This is a genomic window from Faecalibacterium sp. Marseille-Q4896, from assembly GCF_017377615.1.
Taxonomy (GTDB): domain Bacteria; phylum Bacillota; class Clostridia; order Oscillospirales; family Ruminococcaceae; genus Faecalibacterium; species Faecalibacterium taiwanense.
On the sequence record NZ_JAFREG010000001.1, the window covers coordinates 293,760 to 312,453 of the forward strand.

Here is an 18,694-nt window from a genome sequence, read left to right on the forward strand (position 1 = left end):
AAAGGTATGCACATGCATTGCAGGATATGCGCGCAAAAAAGGCACCGTGCAAAACACACGATGCCTTTGGGCCTTTTGAAACAATCAGATCGTTTTGCGCAGGACAGCCGCCTGCATTACATGGTATTTCTGCATCAGCCGGACGGCAGCCGGTGTGATCTTCTCGCCGCTGACCACAATGGGGATCGCAGGCGGGCAGGAAACCGTCGGCATAGCGCAGATACGCCCCACCGCCTGCTCTGTGGGCACCTGCTCCTGCGGGGCAAACACGGCCTGCCGGATGCTGCAGCAGGTGTGCAATTCGTGTTCCAGCTCCAAAAGCTCACGATCATTTTTTTCCGAGAGCGGGAACGGTCCTGTAAGGTTTTCCACAATGTGGAGAACGGCAGAAGTCAGCCGTTCAAAGTCCTGCGGCGGATTTGCCGGGGTGAACATCAGCACAACATAGCGCGGGTCGGCATATTCGCACTCGACCTTTGCGCAGCGCAGCGCTTCTGCAAGCTCTGTGCCGGTCATGCCCAGTGTAGCAGCATCCAGCGTGACCTTGAGAGGTTCGCTTTCCAGTGCCAGCGGCTCCGGGCAGTGTTTTGCCGCAGCGGCTTCGTTCAGCTCCCGGCGCAGGCGGGTCAAATATCCGCAGCACTGCAAAAGCCGCAGCGGATAACCCTCCGACAGAACCTGATTGCATTTGTCCAGCGACTGCAAGATCAGGTAAGACGGACTGGTGGAACCAAACAATGCCAGTGCATTGCGCACAGCGGCTTCGTCCTGAATGGGGGCATTTTTGCCCAGATGCAGGTATGCGCCGCCAGTGACAACGGGCAGCGTTTTATGGCCGGAGTCGCAGCACATGGCCGCGCCCAGCGCAATAGGATGCTGACCGCCCTGCGGCAGAAAACGCAGGTAAGCACCGTGGGCATTATCCACCAGAAGCGGAACTCCAAAATCCTTGCACACTCCGGCCAGCGCTGCAATATCCTGCACGCCGCCCAGATAATCCGGACTGGTGATGTAGACGCCAAAGGGCCTTTTGCCCTGCTGCGCCAAACCCTGCAGAGCACCTGTCAGCTTTGCAGCTGACACCGGGCAGCTGCAAAGTGCACCGGCATCCTGCGGCGCAGGCCAGAGCCACTGGATATCAAAATCCAGCAGCGCCGCCGCATACAACAGCGCTTTGTGAGCGTTGCGCGCTGCCAGCAGGACCGGGCGCTGTCCGGCTGCGGGCGCAGCCTGCAGTGCAAGGCACAGCATTGCACGGATGCACTGGGACGAGCCCTCTGTGCTGTAATAGGTATGCACCGTGCCGAACAGCCGGGTAGCGTTGGCTTCGCTCTGGGCAATGATGCCGTCAGCCCCATACAGTTCATCCGCACCCTTTATTTCGGTAATGTCCCACGGCTCAAAGCCCAAAAGGCTCTGGCCCTTGTGGCCGGGCATATGCAGCCGCGAGGTGCCGGACTGTGCGTAACGGCGCACAAAATCCACAATAGGCGTGGTCGTGCTCATTCGCAGGCTTCGCCATCAGCACAGGCGTTACAGGTAGAACCAAGCTCAATAGGCACCTCGATGCCCTTGGCGGCAAGTTCCTGATTCTCAGCGACCTTGATCATGATAGCGCATTCCATTCGCTTTTTGAACAGCTCGCAGCCGTACTCATACACACCGGTAATGTTGCCGGTAGCGTGGTAGGAGTTTGCTGCACAGCCGCCGGAGCAGTACAGCTTTGCCCAGCAGTTCTGGCACTCCTTGCGGGCATAGGCGTTGCAGTGCTTGAACTCATCGCGCACGGCAGTGTTCGTAACGCCCTTCCAGATATCGCCCATCAGGTACTTGGGGTCGCCCACAAACTGGTGGCAGGGGTACAGATCGCCCCAAGGAGTAACAGCCATGTACTCCGTGCCGGAGCCACAGCCGGAAATGCGCTTGTAGATGCAGGGGCCGCCGGTGAGGTCGATCATGTAGTGGTAGAAGGTAAAGCCGCGGCCCTCGCGGTTGCGCTTGATCATTTCCTTGGCAAGAATCTCGTACTGTTCCTTCAGGATGGGCAGATCTTCCTCGGTCAGGGCACTGGGATCGCCGGGCTTAGACACCACAGGCTCCATGCTCAGCTCAGTAAAGCCAAGGTCGGCCATGTGGAAGATATCGTTGGTGAAGTCGGTGTTGTAGTGGGTGTAGGTGCCGCGCATGTAGTAGTTCTTGTCGCCGCGCTTCTTCACGAACTCCTGGAACTTGGGCACGATGGTATCGTAGCTGCCGCGGCCTGCATAGTCCTTGCGGAAGCGGTCGTTGACCTCTTTGCGGCCATCCAGACTCAGCACCACATTGTGGCACTCCTTGTTGCAGAAATCGATCACATCGTCATCGATCAGCATACCGTTGGTGGTCATGGTAAAGCGGAAGTTCTTGTTGTGGATCTTCTCCTGCTCACGGCAGTAAGCCACCAGCTTTTTGACCATATCAAAGTTCATCAGCGGTTCGCCGCCAAAGAAGTCCACCTCAAGGTTGCGGCGGGTGCCGGAGTTTTCGATCAGGAAGTCCATGGCACGCTTGCCCACTTCAAAGCTCATCAGCGCACGGTCGCCCTGATAGCGGCCCTGCGAAGCAAAGCAGTAGGAGCAGTTCAGGTTGCAGGTGTGTGCAACATGCAGGCACAAGGCCTTGACCACGGTGTTGCGGTTTTTAAAGTCGAAAGCCATATTCTCATAGGTATCCGGGGTCCACAGCTTGCCTGCTTCCTTCAGGCTGGTCACATCATCGATGCACTGACGCAGATCTTCCTCCGTGACATCCTCGCGGTCTCCATACTTTGCCATCATAGCCGAAACGATCTCGTCAGCAGTATGCTCCGGGTACATAGCAATGATATCGTATGCAACATCGTCCACCACATGCACCGAGCCGCTGCAGGTGTCCAGCACGATGTTATAGCCGTTCAATTGATACTGGTGTACCATTTTACTCTCCATTCCAATTATACAAAAAAATGCCGCCCGGCAAAGGCGGCAGGGGGTTGCAAAAATTACTTGTTGCTGTTCTCGCACTGCTGGTTAGCCACGCCGCAGGAGGTCTTGCAAGCCGACTGGCAGGAAGTCTGGCACTCGCCGCAGCCGCCGGTCTTAACGCTCTTGGTCAGGTCACGAGTAGCAATGGTCTTAATACGTTCCATAATAGAAAACCTCTCTAGCTCTCAAAATTTCATCGCGCCGGACAAAGCCCGGTACGCATTTATCTTTACTTATGATAACACGCAAGGGGCTTTCTGTCAAGATTTTTATGCTGCCAACCTGTTCAAACCTGTCCAGCAGGCTGATACTTCGTCAGGACGGTGTGCAGCCCCAGCTCCCGCGCCCTGGCCAGTAAGTACCGGTAGCGGCACAAAAGCGCCTGCCGCTCGTAAATGCGCTGCTCGATCAGGTCTGTATCCACCTCCAGATCAAACATCATCTCATTGCGCCGCAGGCAGAACAGACATTCCTTCAGCTCTTCTTCCAGTTCTGGGTGATAGCGTTCGTGCTCGGTATCCCGCGGGATGCGGCTCGAAAGCAAAGTTTGGGTGTTCTGGGCATGGGTTCGTTCCAGCATAGGCCGTCCTCCTCTTCTTTGTGTATCTTGAAGGTTTGTACATTTTAGTATATGAAGAGACCGGTGCAGAATATGCCAGTTTATGGTAAAGCAGAAACTTCTCCGCTGGTGCGCGCATTTTAAAAAAGTTTGCAATTTTTTCAAAATCACGCTTGACAAGTATCACTTTTCCGCGTATAATAGCACACGTTGAGCGGCTCACACTGCGAAACACAATCGAATATTGGGGATTTGCATAGTGGTAGTGCGGTAGACTCTGACTCTACTTGTGGGAGTTCGATTCTCTCATCCCCAACCAAAAAGCCATCCGGTTTATGCCGGATGGTTTTTTTGTTCTATATCGTTATACAAAAACAGCGTACCGTCTTTGCGACGGTACGCCCATTTTTATGCAGTTATTACAGGATGCTGATGCGGCCTGCGCCGTAGGGATTCTCGTAATCCAGCAGATAGCCCGGGTAATCGGCCAGCGGGCTGTTTGCGGTGGTCAGATGCGGCAGACCCTCTGCATCTACACCGCCAAAGGTCATGGCATAGGTAGACATCACAAGGTAATCCTCAGACACATAGTCCTTGATCAGCTCTGCGCCATCAAACATGGCAAAGCCATCGCCCAGATTGCGCAGAGTGTAATTCATGCCAGCCAGAGCGTAGGTCTTGCTCTCGTCCAGCGGTTCATAAGTACCGGAAGCCTTGTTGTAGATCTTCACGTTCTGCACGCGCGGAGTGCCGGTGGCACTGCCAATCCAGACATTCTTCTCGTCGGTCTGCACGGTGTTGGGGATATCGGCGTGGATCTCGTAGGAAGCGCCTGCCACATGCAGGAAGCCGCCGTTCTCCTTTTCCGTTCCGGCAAAGCGGGCTGCAAACTCCAGTGCATCCTGGATCTGCTTGCCGGTGACAGACATCAGACAGGCCACATTGCCAAACGGGCTGACCTGCTTGCAGGTCTTGAAGGTCCAGTAGCCGGCTTTCTCATCGGCGCGGATGCCGCCGCCGTTCATGATAGCGATGTCACAATGCAGCTGTTCCACCTCATTGAAGTAGGAGTAAATGCCGTCGGCCACGAAGTCGCCGAGATTCGTCTCTGCCATGCGGATGCGGCGCTTGCCAGTCTCGGGGTCGGAGATGTAGAAGTTCGTATCGGCAACAGCGATCTTCTCACCCAGCATGTCGTCCACAGAAGCGACCCATGCGTTCTGGATATCGGCAACGGCACTGTCGGAGCCTTCGTAAGAGGAGATCAGACGGGTGGCAATGGAGCCGTCAGCCTTGATGGTCATTTCGCCAACATTTGCAAAATAAGAGCCAGTCTGGGTCAGGGCGACAGCCTTGCCGGACAGATCCTTCACCCACTCACACTCCATCTTGGTGTGAGAATGGCCGTCGATGAATGCATCGAAGCCGGAGGTGTGCTCGATGACTTCCTTGCTGGTCCAGGGCGAAGAGGAAGGATCAACGCCCAGATGGCCCAGACCGATCACGTAGTCAGCCAGAACCTTGGCCTTATCAATGGACTTCTGCACAGCCTTGTACAGCTTCTGGCCGTCGTCACCGCCCAGAATATCATAGATATAGCGGCTCTGGCTCTTGTCCATGAAGTAAGCCGGAGTAGACTTGGTGAAGGTCTCGGGCGTGGTGATGCCCACAAATGCGATCACGCGACCACCGATGGTGAAGTATTTGACATCCGGCAGAACGCGGTTGCCCAGCGGCAGATTGACCCAGTTGCTGGAGAGGTACGGGAAATCTGCCTCAGCCATTACCTCTTTTGCACGGGCCATGCCGTAGTCGAATTCATGGTTGCCGGGAGTTGCAACATCGTAGCCAGCGGCGTTCATCAGCTGGATGATGGATGCACCTTCGTCCATGGAACCATATGCGGTACCCTGAATATGGTCACCCGCATCTACCAGCAGGACATTTTTACCTGCATCCTGATAGCTCTTTTTCAAAGCTGCGATGGCAGCATAGGTCAGTTCCGGCGATTTTTTGTCGATGTAAGTATGAACATCGTTGGTGTACAGGATCGTAATGTCCTTAAAGCTGCCGGGGTAACATGCAGACGCAGCGGGTGCGCCCAGACTCACGGCAGCAACGGCCGTAGTGACACCTGCGGCTTTCAGGAAGCTGCGGCGGGAGATAAGCTGTTTCATGGAAAAACGACCTCCTCTTAAAACTCTCTTTTGTTTTTATCGGGCGCACAGAACCAGCCCGACGCTTGTTATATCAAGCATAACACACAAAACACCCAAGAACAACCCGGAATCGCACAATTTGTTCACAATTCACGGTACTAAGTCACACTTTTTGTGCAACATTATTCCTTTTCAGGGCAAAAAACAGCCCGCATCTGCAGCCAGTCGTTGACTGCAAAAGCGGGCTGTTTTCAAAGGGGATTCAAAAATGGATCAGAGCAACGAGCTCAAATCGCATTGTATTCCTTGAGGAATTTCTCAAGGTCGGTACCCTCGATCTTTTTCAAAGCTTCCTTCATGGCAAGGCGCGGGATGAGCGGCAGATCCATGTCGGTGATCTTCTTGCCGTCGCGCAGCTTGACCGTTGCATCGATCAGGGCACGTACATCATAGGTGCTGCCCCAGACCTCGGGCACACCGCGGTCGATGTCCAGCAGGGTGTACACAGCTTCCATACCGGTGCGCATGGAGTATTCGGTGGTGAAGATGGTGTCACGGCCGGTCTCGGCGAACTGACCCAGGAAGGCAAAGTTGACAGCACCCTCCGGCACGATATCAGGACGGTCGCCCATCGCACGCGGCATAAAGAATGCATCGATATACGGCATCATGACCGGGATGGTGTTGGCACTGTGCTCGGCCAGCTCTTCGATCTGATCCTCGGGCACACCGATATGGTACAGCCACTCCATGCACAGTTCCTTGCCGGTGCAGTCGCGCATGGCCTTTTTGACGTAGTTGCCGGGCTTATCACTGAACAGGCCGTAGACCCAGACGCACAGCTGGTTCTTGGGCTGGTCTCGGAACTGCTGCTGACGGTTCAGCGTCCAGCTGAGCAGCCAGTTGGAGTCCTTAACGGTGACGATGCCGCCTGTGACGGTGTGGCCACTGAACGGGTCACGCTTGCAGATCTTCTGGATATACTGCGGGATCTTGTCGTCCAGCGTAGTGATGGTGGCGCTTTCCCAGTTGGAATGTTCGGGGTCGGAGCAGAACTTTTCAGGATTGCCGAATGCGGGGTCCTGTGCAGCGATCTTCTTCCACAGATCCCAGCCGTTGCCCGGCTTGATGGTGGGATCAAAGCCTGCTGCCTTGTCCTGTGCGCCCATCGTGCAGCTTTCCACGCAGCCGCCGTTGGTGATGAACAGCAGATCATTTTCGGTCAGGTCAATGGAGCTGATCTCACCTGCGTGCTCCACAACCACGCTGCTTGCCTGCTTGCGCTTGCCATTGATCTCAAATTTCACGTCCACGACCTTGGTCTCATAGTGGAACTGCACGCCGTGGTCCTTCAGGTAAGTGACCATGGGCAGGATGATAGATTCATACTGGTTGTAGCGGGTAAAGCGCAGGGCGGTGAAATCCGGCAGACCGCCGATATGGTGGATATAACGCTTGAGGTAGAGCTTCATTTCCAGAGCACTGTGCCAGTTTTCAAAGGCAAACATGGTGCGCCAGTACAGCCAGAAGTTGGAGTTCAGCACTTCATCATCAAAGAAATCGGTGATCTTCTTATCCTGCAGCTGCTCGTTGGGGGTGAAGAAGAGCTTCATGATCTCCATAGCACCCTTATCAGACAGGCCGAACTTGCCATCGGTGTGGGCATCCTCGCCGCGGTTGACGGTAGCACGGCACAGTGAATAGTTGGGGTCTTCCTTGTTCAGCCAGTAGTACTCATCCAGCACACTGGCACCCTCGGTCTCCAGAGACGGAATGGAGCGCAGCAGATCCCACATGACCTCGAAGTGGTTATCCATCTCGCGTCCACCGCGCATCACGTAACCGATATCGTATTTGTAGCCGTCGCAAGCACCGCCGGGGATGGGGTCTTTCTCAAACACATGCACATGCTCGCCCTTCATCTGGCCGTCACGCACCAGATAACATGCAGCCGTCAGTGCGGCCAGACCGGAACCAATGATATATGCAGATTTATGATCGACACCCTCCGGCTTTTTAGGAGTTGCAAATGCTTCATAGTTGCCACTGGAATAGTACATAGAAAAGCCTCCCTGCTTTTTATTGCTTTTTTCGGCATCCTTGCGCCGTCCTTATGGCAACAGTATACCCCGCGCCGCCGCAGCAGACAACAAACAAACTTTAGCGGGTGTATAAATTTTATACAATCATTCTGTTTTGCTGGAAATACGTACAAATTGTGACAAAAGCCGCCCTAATAGCGAATCGTTCTGTGATATAGAGTGCTTTATAAACCAGTTTCAGCAAAAAGAAAAGCACCCAGATTTCAACGAATCTAGGTGCTTTTTGTTGGTGGAGGCGATGGGAATCGAACAACAAAAAATGATTGAGTGACGTCAAAAACATATCTGCAACGCGCCTAAGCACTTGCTAAAAAGGTAGTTGGGTTGGTTTGTGGCCCATGTATTTTGCTACGTTTACAAAAAAGAGTGTTACCAAAACTGTTACCAGAGTCAGGCCTGTGCCTTTTTGAATGCCGCGGTGGTAGCGGCAGCAAGATCTTCCCTCTGACCGTCAAGCTCGTGCCGATACACTCCGGCAGTGTCCATGTTCTTGCTGTGACCGACCAGCATCTTCAGCTGGCTGTCAGTCAGGACGCTGGATTCAACACTGACAAAGGTGTGCCGCAGCTCGTAAAGTGAAACTTTCGGCTCAAGCCCGTTTGCTTCCTGATAGGATTCCCAGCGGCGATAGAGCGCGTGTTCTGACGGGATCTGAAACAGCGGGGTATTGTAGTTCAGAAGTATACCTTGAGCCTTCAGAAGCTGCACCTGTGCCTCGTATGCCTCGCGAGCTTCCTTGCCCATGTCAAAAGAGCGGATTGCGTTTTCGTTTTTTCCGGTCGTCTGTTCCCGGTGCACGTTGATGCTGCGCCGAAGGTTGACCGTGTTCCCTTTGATGTCTCCATACCATAAGCCAATCAGCTCTCCGGGACGAAGGCCGGTCGCAACTGCAAAGCGGTAGGCGTAGATGTACTCGTCAAATACCGGCTTTCCGTAGTAGGTACGGGTATCTACGCTAAACAGCACCTTTAGAGCGGTGGGCTGAAGAATTGTGCGTTTTCCCATTCTCGCATTCTTCGGGATAGACAGATCAGGATGCAGTGTCGTGTACTTGTTCCTTCGGCACCACTTGACAAAGGCGGTTTCCGCCGCCCGAATCGTCATAAGCGTTTTGCGGCTCAATGGCTTGTCTGAAATCGGCTTGCGCTGGTTCTTCTTCTGGGATCGCTTCCGAAACGAAACGTCGATTGCCTTTTGAAGGTCGCCCTCGGTCAGCTCGTCAATGCGGATGTTCCCGCAGGTCGGCAGGATATAGCAGTCCCCGTAACGCTGGCATTGCGTAACATAGGATGTGCCACAGGTGAGCTTCAGCTCTTCCACCCACTCTGAATAAAGGGCGCTGACCTTCTTTTTTCCGTCTCTGATGCTATCATCAAGCCAGGCATCCGCTTTTGCGTTTGCTTCCCGTTGTCCTGTTCGGCCCGGCGTACTGCTGTAAAAGCGCTTGCGGGTGCCGTTCTTCTGAACTGCGATGCACCAGCGGCTTTCCTTCTCGACCCAAAACGCCGTGTTGACCCGTTTTTTCATAAAATCCACCTCCATACACAAGGGTACACTTTGACAAGCCTGCCCGGAGGTGGTATCATAGTCTGTGCAGAGGTTCGCCAAAATCTACTGTACAGAGCCGTGACGCCTTCGGGCAAGCGGTTCGGAAACCTCCTTCGGTGCTGGTAACACCGGGGGAGGTTTTTTTATTTGTTTGTGCAAATCAAAATTATGCTATACTTTAGCATAATTTTGATGTATAATGAACGTGAACGAATCTTTTCATTCATACACAGAAAGAAAGGTTCTATCATGTCAGAGCGTCAGAATGCCGTCGAACTTTATCTTGACGAAAAAGACTTCAAAATGAAGTTGAACGGTGTTGAAGTCCATCGCGTCAAAGGCTTCTCCATCCAGTGCGATGCGGGCCATCCCCTCGCAGATATGACGCTGAACATTTCGGTGGACAAACTGAAACTCGGTTAATGGAGTTTACTCCACACATCCAGCGCCTTGTCAATGCCGCGTTCGACAGCCGTTTCGCCGTACTCGATAGCCTTCGGAAACAGATCGCAGGCACCCATCATGTAAAGGTCGATATAGCCATCATCACGCAGTTCCGCAAGCGCCTCTCTCACGTCATCCCACGGGATCCCCGGCAATGCAGCCGACACATCTTCTGATGCAAAATATTTTGCCTGAGACTTCGGCAAGGTTTTGCGGCGCTCCGTGTATGCACGATAAAGTTTCAGCAAGACCTTTTCGGTATCTTTTGTCATCCCGTATTTTCTCCTTCTGCGCCCTCGGTGTTCGCAGCACCGGGGGCGTTTTTGTTTAGTTCACATCAGTTATTCAAAGCCTTTGCGCGCACAGTCGGGCTTGCTGCCTTGAACAGATCATATGCGTTCAAAACATCCGTAATCGCCTGACGCTCTTCGGGGGAGACTGTGTGGTCGATGCTGCCACCATCGCCGCTGTATCGGATAATGATTTCATCAGCGCTCAAAATATTCTTAAACCACTGGATATCTTCATCATCGCCTACAAAGGAGGTCAGTTCCCAATACTGCTTTCCATCATAGCCACGATCCACATCCGTCCAATCGATCGTGTAGGTGTATTTATACTCGCCTGCGCGAATCGTGATCGTGTCCAAGTACACATATTTGTTGCCGCTACACAGAACCATGAAAAACATTGACGGATCATTGGTGCTGCCATTTACAAAGAAGGGCAGTATATAGCTTTTGCCTTGATTGCTCAGTCGGTCTTCCGTGGGTGACACATAGCTTCTTGCGTCCTCGACCTTATCGTAACTGATTTTCAGCTTTGCAAGAGCGTCTTTCAGTCCCAGCACCTGCTGGGCTTCTGCCAACACCGCAAAGTTACTGACCTGCGCCTTGCTTGCATCGTCCAATTCATTATAGGCATTCACGGCAGCCACAATTGCCGGGCGGCGGGCAGTCGTGACGGTTCCGATTTGGTTGATCAGGCTTTCCACCTGCGCTACCGTCGCAGTATTGCATTCTTCAAGAGCGGCTGTGCTCATATATTCTGCTGGGCTGACAGCCATTGCCGGCGCTGCCACAGATACAAGCGTTGCGGCAATGCACAGTGCTGCAGCGGTCTTTTTCATAGTTTTCTTCATACATAACACTCCTTCGCTATATAGACTGGAATGACTCCGATAATCCAAAATTACCCCACCCAGTGTGTCCAGCCTACGGCCTTGCCCTCAATGTGCACCTCCTCCAGCTGGGGGCCGGTGTAGATCATGGGCGCATAAGCCGGGTTTGCGGGCATCAGGGTCAGCGTGCCGGGGTTGTAATATACCCGCTTGAGGGTGGCTTCACCATCAATGCGCACCGCTGCGATCTCGCCGTTCTCCACCTCCGGCTGGATGCGGATATACACCACGTCTTTATCGTGAATGCCGGCATCCACCATGCTGTCACCGTGGCAGGTCAGGGAAAAATCGCACCGGATGTTCTCCGGCACGTCCACCATTTTTTCAATGTTCTGCTCTGCCGTGATGGGTTCCCCGCAGGCAATGGCTCCGATCAGCGGGATCTTCTTCATCTTTGGCATCGGCTCAAAGCCCGGGGGGATGGTGGGCTTCTTGGGCTCCGGCTGTTCTTCCCAGCCCATCAGGTAGGCGGGGGTGGTCTGCAGCGCATCAGCAAATGCTGCAATTTTTGATTGTGGGATATCGGCTTTACCATTTTCAATCTTACTTATAGAAGATTTATCTTTATAGCCCATCTTGTGAGCCAGTTCTTCGACTGTTAAGCCAAGCTCCGTGCGGCGGCTTTTGATTCTGTCGTATAGAGTTGCCATAAAATCACCAACCTTCGCTCTTATCTTATCATAGAGTGGAATAATATTCAAGTATTTTTTATTTTTTCCTCAAAAAAGGTTGACTTTATTTCCACTCGGTGCTATTATGTGGTTAGTGGAATTCAATTCCACTTTGAAAGGAGGTGACAACCATGACCGACACCAATGCGCTGCGTTCCATCATTGCAGATTCCGGGCTTAAATATAAGGCCATTGCCGAAATTATGGGCCTGACACCGTATGCTTTGCAGATGAAAATTGATAACGAGACCGAGTTTAAGGCCAGTGAAATTGACACTCTGGCCAATACTCTCGGCATGGACATGCAGCAGCGTGATTCCATATTTTTTTGCAAGAAAAGTGGAATTTAATTACACTTTTCTTGCAAGTTTCATTTTCAAAGGAGGTGAAGAAGATGAGCAACAGCAAAAGGCCCCACGCTCCTAAGGAAGAGAAGCGCGGGGCGCAAGAGATTCAGCTGTCGCACTTGGACAATCGTTTTAGCTGCCAGATAGACGGAACGGTTATCCAGAACGTGAAGGATTATTCGTTGGTTCAGTCCAGCAATGGAAAAGCATTGTTAAACTTGACCATCGAGATCAGTGCGGAAGTTGTGTCAACCACGATACAAGCGCAGATGCAACAGCACTTGTAATCCACGAGTGACGTTCCATCGTTTCGGAAAACTTGGACAACAATCCCTTCTGCGGAGGAATCTGGTCATTTACGATCATCTCAACAAGATCAACTAACTTCTGGACTTGCTCTTTGTCCGGTGCATCTTCAGCTTCTGCCCTTTCCCGCAGTTCCTGAAAATTCGTCTGGTAGTTGATGGTCGCTGTATTGGCTGTTCCAATTACAGAACCGTAAGCTGTACCGATGTTATAAATATTGCTCTGACGCTGTTCGTTTTCTTTCCGCTTTTTCTCGACTTCGGTCATATAGAACGCTTTTATTTCTTCCTGCTGCTTCTGGAAGAACGATGCCTGCGTTTCCGTGACATAAAGCCGTTCACTGGCTGGAGTGATAACAACGTCGTCTATCTTAATATCGGTTCCCGGGCAAAACCCAACGTACTGCCGATTCGTTGCTGTTTCCCGGTTCGGCAAACCCGGAACGGTTGCAATAATTTCGCCATCTCGCTCAATTTGCATATTCAGACCATGCATGCTTAAAAGACTTTCAAAAATCATTTTTTCATTCACCTCCTTTCCTCTTTTTTATTTTACAGCGAAAGTGAAGTGAATACAAGGAGGTACATCTTCACCATGAACGACATCATCTTATCCACCCAGAACGGCGAACCGGTGGCATCCAGCCGGGACGTTGCCGAACGATTCGGAAAAGAGCATAAAGATGTGCTCCGCTCCATCAAAAATCTGACGGCGCAAAATTGCGCTCTCCTCAAAATGTTCCACAAGACCGAGTACACCACTGCTCAAAACAAAAAGGCCACCATGTACCTGATGAACCGCGACGGCTTTTCCCTGCTGGCCATGGGCTTTACCGGCAAGGAAGCCGTGCAGTGGAAGCTCAAGTACATCGAGGCCTTCAACCAGATGGAGAAGCAGCTGGCACAGCGCCCGCAGCTTTCCCGCGCGGAGCTGATGGCGCAGGCCCTTATTGCCGCCCACGACGAGCTGGAACACAAGGACGCTCAGATTGCAGAGCTGACCCCGAAGGGCATCTTTGCGGATGCTGTAAGCGCCAGCAAGAAGAGCATCCTTGTAGGTGAGCTGGCAAAACTGCTGTGCCAGAACGGTGTGCAGATCGGGCAGAACCGGCTGTTCAGCTGGATGCGGGAGCACGGCTATCTGATCCGCGACCCCAAGCGCAGCGACTATAATATGCCCACCCAGCGGGCCGTGGAAATGTGCCTGTTTGAGATCAAGGAGACCACCGTGGTGCACTCGGACGGCCACACCAGCATCAACAAGACCCCGAAAGTCACGGGGAAGGGACAGATTTACTTTGTGAACCAGTTTCTGAATGTCCGGGCAAAGCGGCTGGAAGCGTGAAAGAAGGTGATAATTTGAAGGTAAGCATGAAAAAAATTGAATCCCTGATGATTTTACGGGGAGTAAATGTTACCGAGCTGATGCAGGCTGCTGGCCTTGAGCGGGCCACCTACTACTACATCAAAAAGAAGGGCGGCACCAGCCCCCGGACGCTCAAGGCCATTGCCGACACGCTGAACGTTGACCCCCGCGAGCTTTTGAGCGAGCAGGAGAAGGAGCAGCGTCTTGGCAAGGAGACCGCCTGATGAACGGGCGGAACAAATACTGGCGGGAAGCCCGCTGGGACAAGAACCAGCCTGCACGGCTGGCACACATCAAAGAAAAGAGGTCGAAAAAGCATGATGAAGGTCGTACAGGGCACCTTCCGGCAGATTCCGTACTGGAAGCTGCGGGGGCGGTTCCACAGCTGCGGCTACCGCGATCAGGAAGTCGCTGAACATAGCGGCATTGGCCGGTACACTATGAGCGCCCGGATGAACGGGCACCAGCCGTGGACAAGTAAAGAGATCGTAGCAATTTGTGAACTGTTGGACATCCGGCAGGACGAAATCGGGGAGCTGTTCTTCCCTACTGTTGAGAAAGGAGAATCCGCATGAGAATCAAATCTGGCGTTTGGTACTGGCTTGCAATGGGGAGCTTTGCGACGGGCCTGCTGTACAGCATGGGCCTCGAGGGCACCTGTCAGACCGGCGGCACCATTTCGGACGGTGCGTTCATTACGGCTATGGTGCTGATTCTGCTGGCGGTGTTCTTCATGCGGCTGGGCTTTGCAGCCGAAGCGCGTGAGAAGCGGCCCCGCAAGATTCACAAGCCGCAGGCCAATACCGTGAAGAGCGGCAGGAAGGCGGGCTGACACCACCCATGAATAAAGGAAAGCACTTTACCCGCGTTTGTTTGGACTGCGGCAAGGTGATGGAAAATGTTGCTGGCAACCTGCGCTTTTGCGCTTCCTGCCGCAGAGAGCGCCACAACCAATATTGCAGGGATTATAGGGCGCGTAATGAAAACGCTACCAGCGTCATGTGGTACACCGTCTGGGATGCCAAAACCGGCGATCTGCTGGCATCCGGCACGTCTGAGATGTGTGCCCGGCGGCTGGGCTACAAGAGCGCGAACAGCTTTGCGTCTGCCGTCAGCCATGGGCTCAGCGGCAGCCATCGAACTTACAAGTACACATTTGCGCGGGAACGTATCGACCGCAGCGAGGTGGACAGCCTGCCGCCGGTACGCACTATACGAAAAAAGCCCGCCGGTGCGCCAACACCGACGAGCTGCAAGGGATGATGAGTTTGAACGACTTCATCACCCCGATGATACCACAAAATCGGAGGTTTTTACAGATGGAAAAAAATTATGTTGAGATTCAGGGCCGCTTTTCGAGCGACGGCAGGTTTGTGGGCGGGAACTATGTCCCGGAAGTCATCGACAAGCTGATGAACGATGTCTATTCTACCCTCGGTCAAGCAGGAAGCCTGTACCGCCTGCGCGTCACGGTCGAGGTCGAAGATCTGGGTGCCGAGGTCAAGTTCGGGAAGCCTGCAAGCGAAACGCAGCACTCCCCTGCTCTGCAGCGTTTGACCGCTGGAAAGCTGATTCCTGCACCGGACATCTCCCCTGCCGCCATTGACCCGGCACCTGAGGTGGCAGTATGAATCCGATGTACGACCTTTCCCTTGACGGCTACGGCCCGGCACTTGAGCCGCCGGATGATTACTATTTCCTGCCGCGAGGGACAGAACAGACCGAAGATCAGGAGGATGAAGAGTAATGGAAAGCACAAGCATTTACGCCGCTCTGGCCGCTGTGCAGAGCGAACTCAAGGCCCCTAAAGGGCAGATGAACACCTTCGGCGGGTACAGATATCGTTCCTGTGAGGACATTTTGGAAGCAGTGAAGCCTATTCTCAAGGCTCATGACCTGCTGCTTACGCTCTCCGATGAACCGAAGGTTCTTGAGGGGTGGCACTACATCGAAGCCACTGCAAAATTGGAATCTCTGGATGGTGGCTGCATTTCCGTGAAGGCATACGCAAGAGAGCCGGAGCAAAAAACCAAGATGGACGCTGCACAGGTGACGGGAACATCCAGCAGCTACGCCCGCAAGTATGCCCTGAACGGCCTGTTCTGCATCGACGATACCAAGGATGCCGACACGGACGAGTATCATGCGGCAGAAGGTCGAAACCCCGCAGGTGTGAACAAGCCGCAGAAGCAGCCTGCTCAGAAGCGTGAAGCTCCTGCTCCGAAGCGTAATGCTCCTGCCCCGAAATCGCAGCCTGTACAGGAACAGCCCTTTATCTGCGCCTGCTGCGGCAAACCACTTCAGCCGGTGTCTTATAAGAACCGCACCGTTGAACCGGCAGAGACCGCCGCAAGCACCAAGAAGAAGTTTGGGCGCGTCCTGTGCTGGACGTGTGCCCAGAAACAGCCGAAGGAGGGCTGATCTATGCTGAACATGATCGCAGCTATTGGACGTCTGACCCATACCCCGGAACTCCGCACCACCACAAGCGGCAAGGAGATCTGCTCTTTTGATGTCGCCTGCGAACGCAGCTATTCTGCAAATGGCCAGCGCGAGACGGATTTCTTGCCCTGCGTTGCATGGGGCAAGACGGCGCAGTTCATCTCCCAGTATTTCGACAAGGGCAGCATGATCGCCGTCAATGGCAGCTTGCAGACCCGGAAATATCAGGACAAGCAGGGCAACAACCGCACTGCCTATGAGATTCAGGTGCGTGAGGTCAGCTTTTGCGGCTCGAAAGCCCCTGACAACACGTCTACACGGGGTTTTGATGAACAGACGGAAAGTTATGCCCGCGAAGCTAGAAACGCTCAGAGCGCCCAGCAGACGGCTGAGACCGGCACGGACGATTTTGCCGTTATCAACGACGATGAAGATTTGCCGTTCTGAGCGGCAGAAATGAGGGAGAGAAAAATGCCAGCAAAAAGAAATATTATGCCGGAAGAGGTGCGCAATGCAAAGCTTCTTCTTAGTAAGGGCCTGCCAGATGCAGAGGTCGCAGCCATTATCGGTCGTTCCGTGTCGGCAGTTATCAATATCCGCAACGGTGCATACGACTTCATGCTTGCGGATGTACCGAATGATACCCCGGATGATAGCCGGGTGTGTATCCTGCTGAAATCTATCGACAGCCGCCTGTACCAGCAGAACGAGGACATGAAGAAGGCCATTGACCAGCTGGTGGTCCTGAACAGTGCCCTTGTTGAGCTTCAGAACGAGATCAAGGTGTGCTCTTCCTGCATGACGGCAATGCTGGATGCCCTGAACGAACTCAAGAGCAAGAACAGCCAGCAGGCTGAACAGGAAACCACCCCTACGAAGTATCCGGGCAAGAATTTTGCGAACTGGGGAGAGGTTATTCGCCGTGTTGAGGTCTACGGTGACAAGTTCATTGCGGACAACCTGCGCGGAACCAAGGCCAGTCTGGACGGCGTTACGCTGTATCTGGCCTGCACCCCCAGCACGAAGAAGTTCCTCAAAAGCAGCGCTGTTGCAATCCCCCGCATCAAACAGCAGTGCCGGAACGTCATCGGCTACGGCGTAGAGGTTAAGATCATCGACCTGTAAAAACCAAAGAAAACCAAATGGTTTTTACGAAAAGCGTTTGGTTTTCAAAAACGGGAAGGAGGTGGTTAGTGGTGGACGATATCGAAATGGCTCGCCCAAAAGGCTTGTTGATACCCTTTGACAAGTTCGTAATCTTGGACATCCTGCCACCTGAGCAATACAAAAACGTGCTCACAAAAATGCGGCAGTATGTGGAGCACGGCAAAGAGCCGGAAGGGCTTGAGCCTATCGAACAGGTGGCCTTTGAATCCCTGCGCTCATTTATGGACGAAAACATAAAGACGTATCAACGTTCTATTCTTGCGCACCGAGAAGCAGGTCGAAAGGGCGGCAGACCAAAGAAAACCGACGAAAACCAAAAGGTTTTTGACGATAACCAAACGGAACCAATTGGTTTTTTTGAGAAACCAAACGAAACCAAAAGGCCCCTAAAGTACAAAGTACAAAGTACAACAGATACTAAAGTATCTGATAGTAGTAGCGCTGAAGCGCTGTCCCCTACCCCCAAAAGCAGGTTTTCACCGCCGGATGTTGAAACGGTGAAAAGTTACTTTGCGGAGAAGGGTGGCACAGAAGGGCAGGCTATTCGGTTCCATGCCTACTACGAGTCCAACGGCTGGAAGGTGGGCCGGAATCCCATGAAGAACTGGAAGGCTGCAGCATCCGGGTGGATATCCCGTGATAGGGATGAAGCAAAAAAGGCGAATGCCCCGCGCAACCGGGCGTTCATGGCAAGCCGCCCGGCAGAGGAAGCCGAAAATGCAAAGAATTTTCTGGCAGACGCAGCCCGGCGAAGGCCATTAAAAAAGCAATAGCCGGTACACACGCGCTCAGACCGGCATACGCGGCCCTCTGAGCATGGTTTTAGGGTAAACCGGCAAAGTTTTATACCACAAAACGCAAAACGCCGTTCAGGGCCGTTTCTCGTGCTCTGAACGAATGGAGGTAAAAAGCACTATGAACCTGTATGAGATCAACTCGCAGATTTTGGACTGCATCGATCAGGAGACCGGCGAGGTTATGGACATCGACCGGCTGGAAGAGCTGAACATGGCAAAGGCCGAGAAGGTGGACAACATCGCCTGCTGGGTAAAGAACCTCGAAGCCGATGTTGCGGCCTTTGAAGCGCAGGAAAAGGCTTTTGCTGACCGCAAGGCAGCCGCAAAGCGCAAGATCGACAGTCTCAAGCACTATCTGACCGATGCTCTGGGTGGGCAGAACTTCAGCAGTGACCGGTGCGCGGTGAGCTTTCGCCGCAGTAAGGCCGTCTGCGTGCTGGATGAAGCTGCCGTCCCTGCCGAGTACATGACCGAGATGACCACCCGCACGCCAAACAAAACGGCCATTGCGGCCCTGCTCAAGACCGGCACGGCAGTGCCCGGCTGTGAGCTGGTTGAACGCGTGAACCCGTCTGTGAAGTGAGGGAGGGAGAACAATGGGAGAT

Annotated in this window: 25 protein-coding genes and 1 tRNA gene; 15 read left to right on the forward strand and 11 right to left on the reverse strand. The window is 53.3% G+C overall.

Features of this window, described 5'->3' with window-relative positions:
* Positions 1-84 precede the first annotated feature (84 nt).
* The 4 genes from J3348_RS01555 to J3348_RS01570 form a co-directional block, all read right to left on the reverse strand.
* Complete coding sequence (locus tag J3348_RS01555; protein ID WP_207698149.1) at positions 85-1,506, reverse strand: amino acid decarboxylase; 1,422 nt, start codon at positions 1,504-1,506, stop codon at positions 85-87.
* Entirely contained in the window at positions 1,503-2,954 is a 1,452-nt protein-coding gene (gene scfB, locus J3348_RS01560) for a thioether cross-link-forming SCIFF peptide maturase (RefSeq protein WP_207698150.1), read from the reverse strand. The genes J3348_RS01555 and scfB overlap by 4 nt, the downstream gene beginning before the upstream one ends.
* A 65-nt stretch (positions 2,955-3,019) precedes the next feature.
* Positions 3,020-3,166 (reverse strand): six-cysteine ranthipeptide SCIFF, encoded by a 147-nt coding sequence (gene scfA, locus J3348_RS01565; protein WP_005926683.1) that lies wholly within the window; start codon positions 3,164-3,166, stop codon positions 3,020-3,022.
* A gap of 122 nt (positions 3,167-3,288) precedes the next feature.
* The gene (locus J3348_RS01570; protein ID WP_005942150.1) at positions 3,289-3,582 is read right to left on the reverse strand and encodes a hypothetical protein; all 294 of its coding nucleotides are present in this window, start codon (positions 3,580-3,582) and stop codon (positions 3,289-3,291) included.
* A gap of 224 nt (positions 3,583-3,806) precedes the next feature.
* On the opposite strand from J3348_RS01570, the gene J3348_RS01575 reads away from it, so the two are divergent.
* Positions 3,807-3,880, forward strand: a tRNA-Gln gene (locus J3348_RS01575).
* Positions 3,881-3,980: 100 nt separating this feature from the next.
* Here the strand turns inward: J3348_RS01575 and J3348_RS01580 are convergent.
* The 3 genes from J3348_RS01580 to J3348_RS01590 form a co-directional block, all read right to left on the reverse strand.
* A complete protein-coding gene (locus J3348_RS01580; protein WP_005942151.1) occupies positions 3,981-5,738 on the reverse strand; it encodes a bifunctional UDP-sugar hydrolase/5'-nucleotidase in 1,758 nt (585 codons plus the stop codon).
* 269 nt (positions 5,739-6,007) lie between these two features.
* The gene (locus J3348_RS01585; protein WP_207698151.1) at positions 6,008-7,780 is read right to left on the reverse strand and encodes an oleate hydratase; all 1,773 of its coding nucleotides are present in this window, start codon (positions 7,778-7,780) and stop codon (positions 6,008-6,010) included.
* A gap of 432 nt (positions 7,781-8,212) precedes the next feature.
* A complete protein-coding gene (locus J3348_RS01590) occupies positions 8,213-9,349 on the reverse strand; it encodes a tyrosine-type recombinase/integrase (protein WP_207698152.1) in 1,137 nt (378 codons plus the stop codon).
* Positions 9,350-9,619: 270 nt separating this feature from the next.
* Between J3348_RS01590 and J3348_RS01595 the strand changes: the two genes are divergently transcribed.
* On the forward strand, positions 9,620-9,793 hold the full coding sequence (locus tag J3348_RS01595; protein ID WP_154256158.1) for a hypothetical protein: 174 nt from the start codon (positions 9,620-9,622) through the stop codon (positions 9,791-9,793).
* Here the strand turns inward: J3348_RS01595 and J3348_RS01600 are convergent.
* The 3 genes from J3348_RS01600 to J3348_RS01610 form a co-directional block, all read right to left on the reverse strand.
* Positions 9,790-10,086 (reverse strand): hypothetical protein, encoded by a 297-nt coding sequence (locus J3348_RS01600; RefSeq protein ID WP_097775523.1) that lies wholly within the window; start codon positions 10,084-10,086, stop codon positions 9,790-9,792. The genes J3348_RS01595 and J3348_RS01600 overlap by 4 nt on opposite strands.
* 65 nt (positions 10,087-10,151) lie before the next feature.
* Complete coding sequence (locus J3348_RS01605) at positions 10,152-10,955, reverse strand: hypothetical protein (RefSeq protein WP_154256159.1); 804 nt, start codon at positions 10,953-10,955, stop codon at positions 10,152-10,154.
* 50 nt (positions 10,956-11,005) lie between these two features.
* A complete protein-coding gene (locus J3348_RS01610) occupies positions 11,006-11,644 on the reverse strand; it encodes a LexA family transcriptional regulator (protein ID WP_154256160.1) in 639 nt (212 codons plus the stop codon).
* Between the two features lie 152 nt (positions 11,645-11,796).
* Here J3348_RS01610 and J3348_RS01615 point away from each other — a divergent pair, with 152 nt between their 5' ends.
* Both J3348_RS01615 and J3348_RS01620 read left to right on the forward strand, forming a co-directional pair.
* Complete coding sequence (locus J3348_RS01615; protein WP_097775526.1) at positions 11,797-12,015, forward strand: toxin-antitoxin system, antitoxin component, Xre family protein; 219 nt, start codon at positions 11,797-11,799, stop codon at positions 12,013-12,015.
* A gap of 44 nt (positions 12,016-12,059) precedes the next feature.
* Positions 12,060-12,299, forward strand: coding sequence for a hypothetical protein (locus J3348_RS01620; protein WP_143405601.1), 240 nt, complete (start codon positions 12,060-12,062; stop codon positions 12,297-12,299).
* Here J3348_RS01620 and J3348_RS01625 read toward each other — a convergent pair.
* Positions 12,244-12,849, reverse strand: coding sequence for a hypothetical protein (locus J3348_RS01625; RefSeq protein WP_207698153.1), 606 nt, complete (start codon positions 12,847-12,849; stop codon positions 12,244-12,246). The two genes, J3348_RS01620 and J3348_RS01625, sit on opposite strands and share 56 nt — an antisense overlap.
* A gap of 63 nt (positions 12,850-12,912) precedes the next feature.
* Between J3348_RS01625 and J3348_RS01630 the strand changes: the two genes are divergently transcribed.
* From J3348_RS01630 to J3348_RS01680, 11 genes are all read left to right on the forward strand, one after another.
* Positions 12,913-13,662 carry a phage regulatory protein/antirepressor Ant gene (locus tag J3348_RS01630; RefSeq protein WP_242702829.1) on the forward strand — a complete coding sequence of 250 codons (750 nt, stop codon included), beginning with the start codon at positions 12,913-12,915 and terminating at the stop codon, positions 13,660-13,662.
* A 26-nt stretch (positions 13,663-13,688) separates the two neighbouring features.
* The gene (locus J3348_RS01635; RefSeq protein WP_143405602.1) at positions 13,689-13,907 is read left to right on the forward strand and encodes a helix-turn-helix transcriptional regulator; all 219 of its coding nucleotides are present in this window, start codon (positions 13,689-13,691) and stop codon (positions 13,905-13,907) included.
* A gap of 93 nt (positions 13,908-14,000) precedes the next feature.
* Positions 14,001-14,258: a hypothetical protein gene (locus J3348_RS01640; protein WP_097775530.1), complete on the forward strand. Its 258-nt coding sequence runs from the start codon at positions 14,001-14,003 to the stop codon at positions 14,256-14,258.
* Positions 14,255-14,515 (forward strand): hypothetical protein, encoded by a 261-nt coding sequence (locus J3348_RS01645; RefSeq protein WP_154256162.1) that lies wholly within the window; start codon positions 14,255-14,257, stop codon positions 14,513-14,515. Before J3348_RS01640 ends, J3348_RS01645 begins: the two co-directional genes overlap by 4 nt.
* Positions 14,516-14,523: 8 nt before the next feature.
* The gene (locus J3348_RS01650; RefSeq protein WP_154256163.1) at positions 14,524-14,946 is read left to right on the forward strand and encodes a hypothetical protein; all 423 of its coding nucleotides are present in this window, start codon (positions 14,524-14,526) and stop codon (positions 14,944-14,946) included.
* Between the two features lie 56 nt (positions 14,947-15,002).
* On the forward strand, positions 15,003-15,314 hold the full coding sequence (locus J3348_RS01655) for a hypothetical protein (RefSeq protein ID WP_154256164.1): 312 nt from the start codon (positions 15,003-15,005) through the stop codon (positions 15,312-15,314).
* A 115-nt stretch (positions 15,315-15,429) separates the two neighbouring features.
* The gene (locus J3348_RS01660) at positions 15,430-16,104 is read left to right on the forward strand and encodes an ERF family protein (protein ID WP_154256165.1); all 675 of its coding nucleotides are present in this window, start codon (positions 15,430-15,432) and stop codon (positions 16,102-16,104) included.
* Positions 16,105-16,107: 3 nt separating this feature from the next.
* Positions 16,108-16,572, forward strand: coding sequence for a single-stranded DNA-binding protein (locus J3348_RS01665; protein ID WP_154256166.1), 465 nt, complete (start codon positions 16,108-16,110; stop codon positions 16,570-16,572).
* A gap of 24 nt (positions 16,573-16,596) precedes the next feature.
* Positions 16,597-17,250 (forward strand): hypothetical protein, encoded by a 654-nt coding sequence (locus J3348_RS01670; protein WP_207698154.1) that lies wholly within the window; start codon positions 16,597-16,599, stop codon positions 17,248-17,250.
* Positions 17,251-17,321: 71 nt separating this feature from the next.
* Positions 17,322-18,065, forward strand: coding sequence for a DUF6291 domain-containing protein (locus tag J3348_RS01675; protein ID WP_207698155.1), 744 nt, complete (start codon positions 17,322-17,324; stop codon positions 18,063-18,065).
* Positions 18,066-18,207: 142 nt separating this feature from the next.
* Positions 18,208-18,672, forward strand: a complete 465-nt coding sequence (locus tag J3348_RS01680; protein WP_207698156.1) for a siphovirus Gp157 family protein — start codon at positions 18,208-18,210, stop codon at positions 18,670-18,672.
* The last annotated feature ends 22 nt before the right edge of the window (positions 18,673-18,694 follow it).

Coding starts and splice junctions, on each gene's coding strand:
- J3348_RS01665 (WP_154256166.1), top strand. CDS start 16,108: ATGCTGAACATGATCGCAGCTATTGGACGTCTGACCCATACCCCGGAA.
- J3348_RS01570 (WP_005942150.1), bottom strand. CDS start 3,582: ATGCTGGAACGAACCCATGCCCAGAACACCCAAACTTTGCTTTCGAGC.
- J3348_RS01555 (WP_207698149.1), bottom strand. CDS start 1,506: ATGAGCACGACCACGCCTATTGTGGATTTTGTGCGCCGTTACGCACAG.
- J3348_RS01610 (WP_154256160.1), bottom strand. CDS start 11,644: ATGGCAACTCTATACGACAGAATCAAAAGCCGCCGCACGGAGCTTGGC.
- J3348_RS01630 (WP_242702829.1), top strand. CDS start 12,913: ATGAACGACATCATCTTATCCACCCAGAACGGCGAACCGGTGGCATCC.
- J3348_RS01655 (WP_154256164.1), top strand. CDS start 15,003: ATGGAAAAAAATTATGTTGAGATTCAGGGCCGCTTTTCGAGCGACGGC.
- J3348_RS01605 (WP_154256159.1), bottom strand. CDS start 10,955: ATGAAGAAAACTATGAAAAAGACCGCTGCAGCACTGTGCATTGCCGCA.
- scfB (WP_207698150.1), bottom strand. CDS start 2,954: ATGGTACACCAGTATCAATTGAACGGCTATAACATCGTGCTGGACACC.
- J3348_RS01680 (WP_207698156.1), top strand. CDS start 18,208: ATGAACCTGTATGAGATCAACTCGCAGATTTTGGACTGCATCGATCAG.
- J3348_RS01600 (WP_097775523.1), bottom strand. CDS start 10,086: ATGACAAAAGATACCGAAAAGGTCTTGCTGAAACTTTATCGTGCATAC.
- J3348_RS01580 (WP_005942151.1), bottom strand. CDS start 5,738: ATGAAACAGCTTATCTCCCGCCGCAGCTTCCTGAAAGCCGCAGGTGTC.
- J3348_RS01660 (WP_154256165.1), top strand. CDS start 15,430: ATGGAAAGCACAAGCATTTACGCCGCTCTGGCCGCTGTGCAGAGCGAA.
- J3348_RS01590 (WP_207698152.1), bottom strand. CDS start 9,349: ATGAAAAAACGGGTCAACACGGCGTTTTGGGTCGAGAAGGAAAGCCGC.
- J3348_RS01585 (WP_207698151.1), bottom strand. CDS start 7,780: ATGTACTATTCCAGTGGCAACTATGAAGCATTTGCAACTCCTAAAAAG.
- J3348_RS01595 (WP_154256158.1), top strand. CDS start 9,620: ATGTCAGAGCGTCAGAATGCCGTCGAACTTTATCTTGACGAAAAAGAC.
- J3348_RS01640 (WP_097775530.1), top strand. CDS start 14,001: ATGATGAAGGTCGTACAGGGCACCTTCCGGCAGATTCCGTACTGGAAG.
- J3348_RS01645 (WP_154256162.1), top strand. CDS start 14,255: ATGAGAATCAAATCTGGCGTTTGGTACTGGCTTGCAATGGGGAGCTTT.
- J3348_RS01635 (WP_143405602.1), top strand. CDS start 13,689: ATGAAAAAAATTGAATCCCTGATGATTTTACGGGGAGTAAATGTTACC.
- J3348_RS01670 (WP_207698154.1), top strand. CDS start 16,597: ATGCCAGCAAAAAGAAATATTATGCCGGAAGAGGTGCGCAATGCAAAG.
- J3348_RS01650 (WP_154256163.1), top strand. CDS start 14,524: ATGAATAAAGGAAAGCACTTTACCCGCGTTTGTTTGGACTGCGGCAAG.
- scfA (WP_005926683.1), bottom strand. CDS start 3,166: ATGGAACGTATTAAGACCATTGCTACTCGTGACCTGACCAAGAGCGTT.
- J3348_RS01620 (WP_143405601.1), top strand. CDS start 12,060: ATGAGCAACAGCAAAAGGCCCCACGCTCCTAAGGAAGAGAAGCGCGGG.
- J3348_RS01615 (WP_097775526.1), top strand. CDS start 11,797: ATGACCGACACCAATGCGCTGCGTTCCATCATTGCAGATTCCGGGCTT.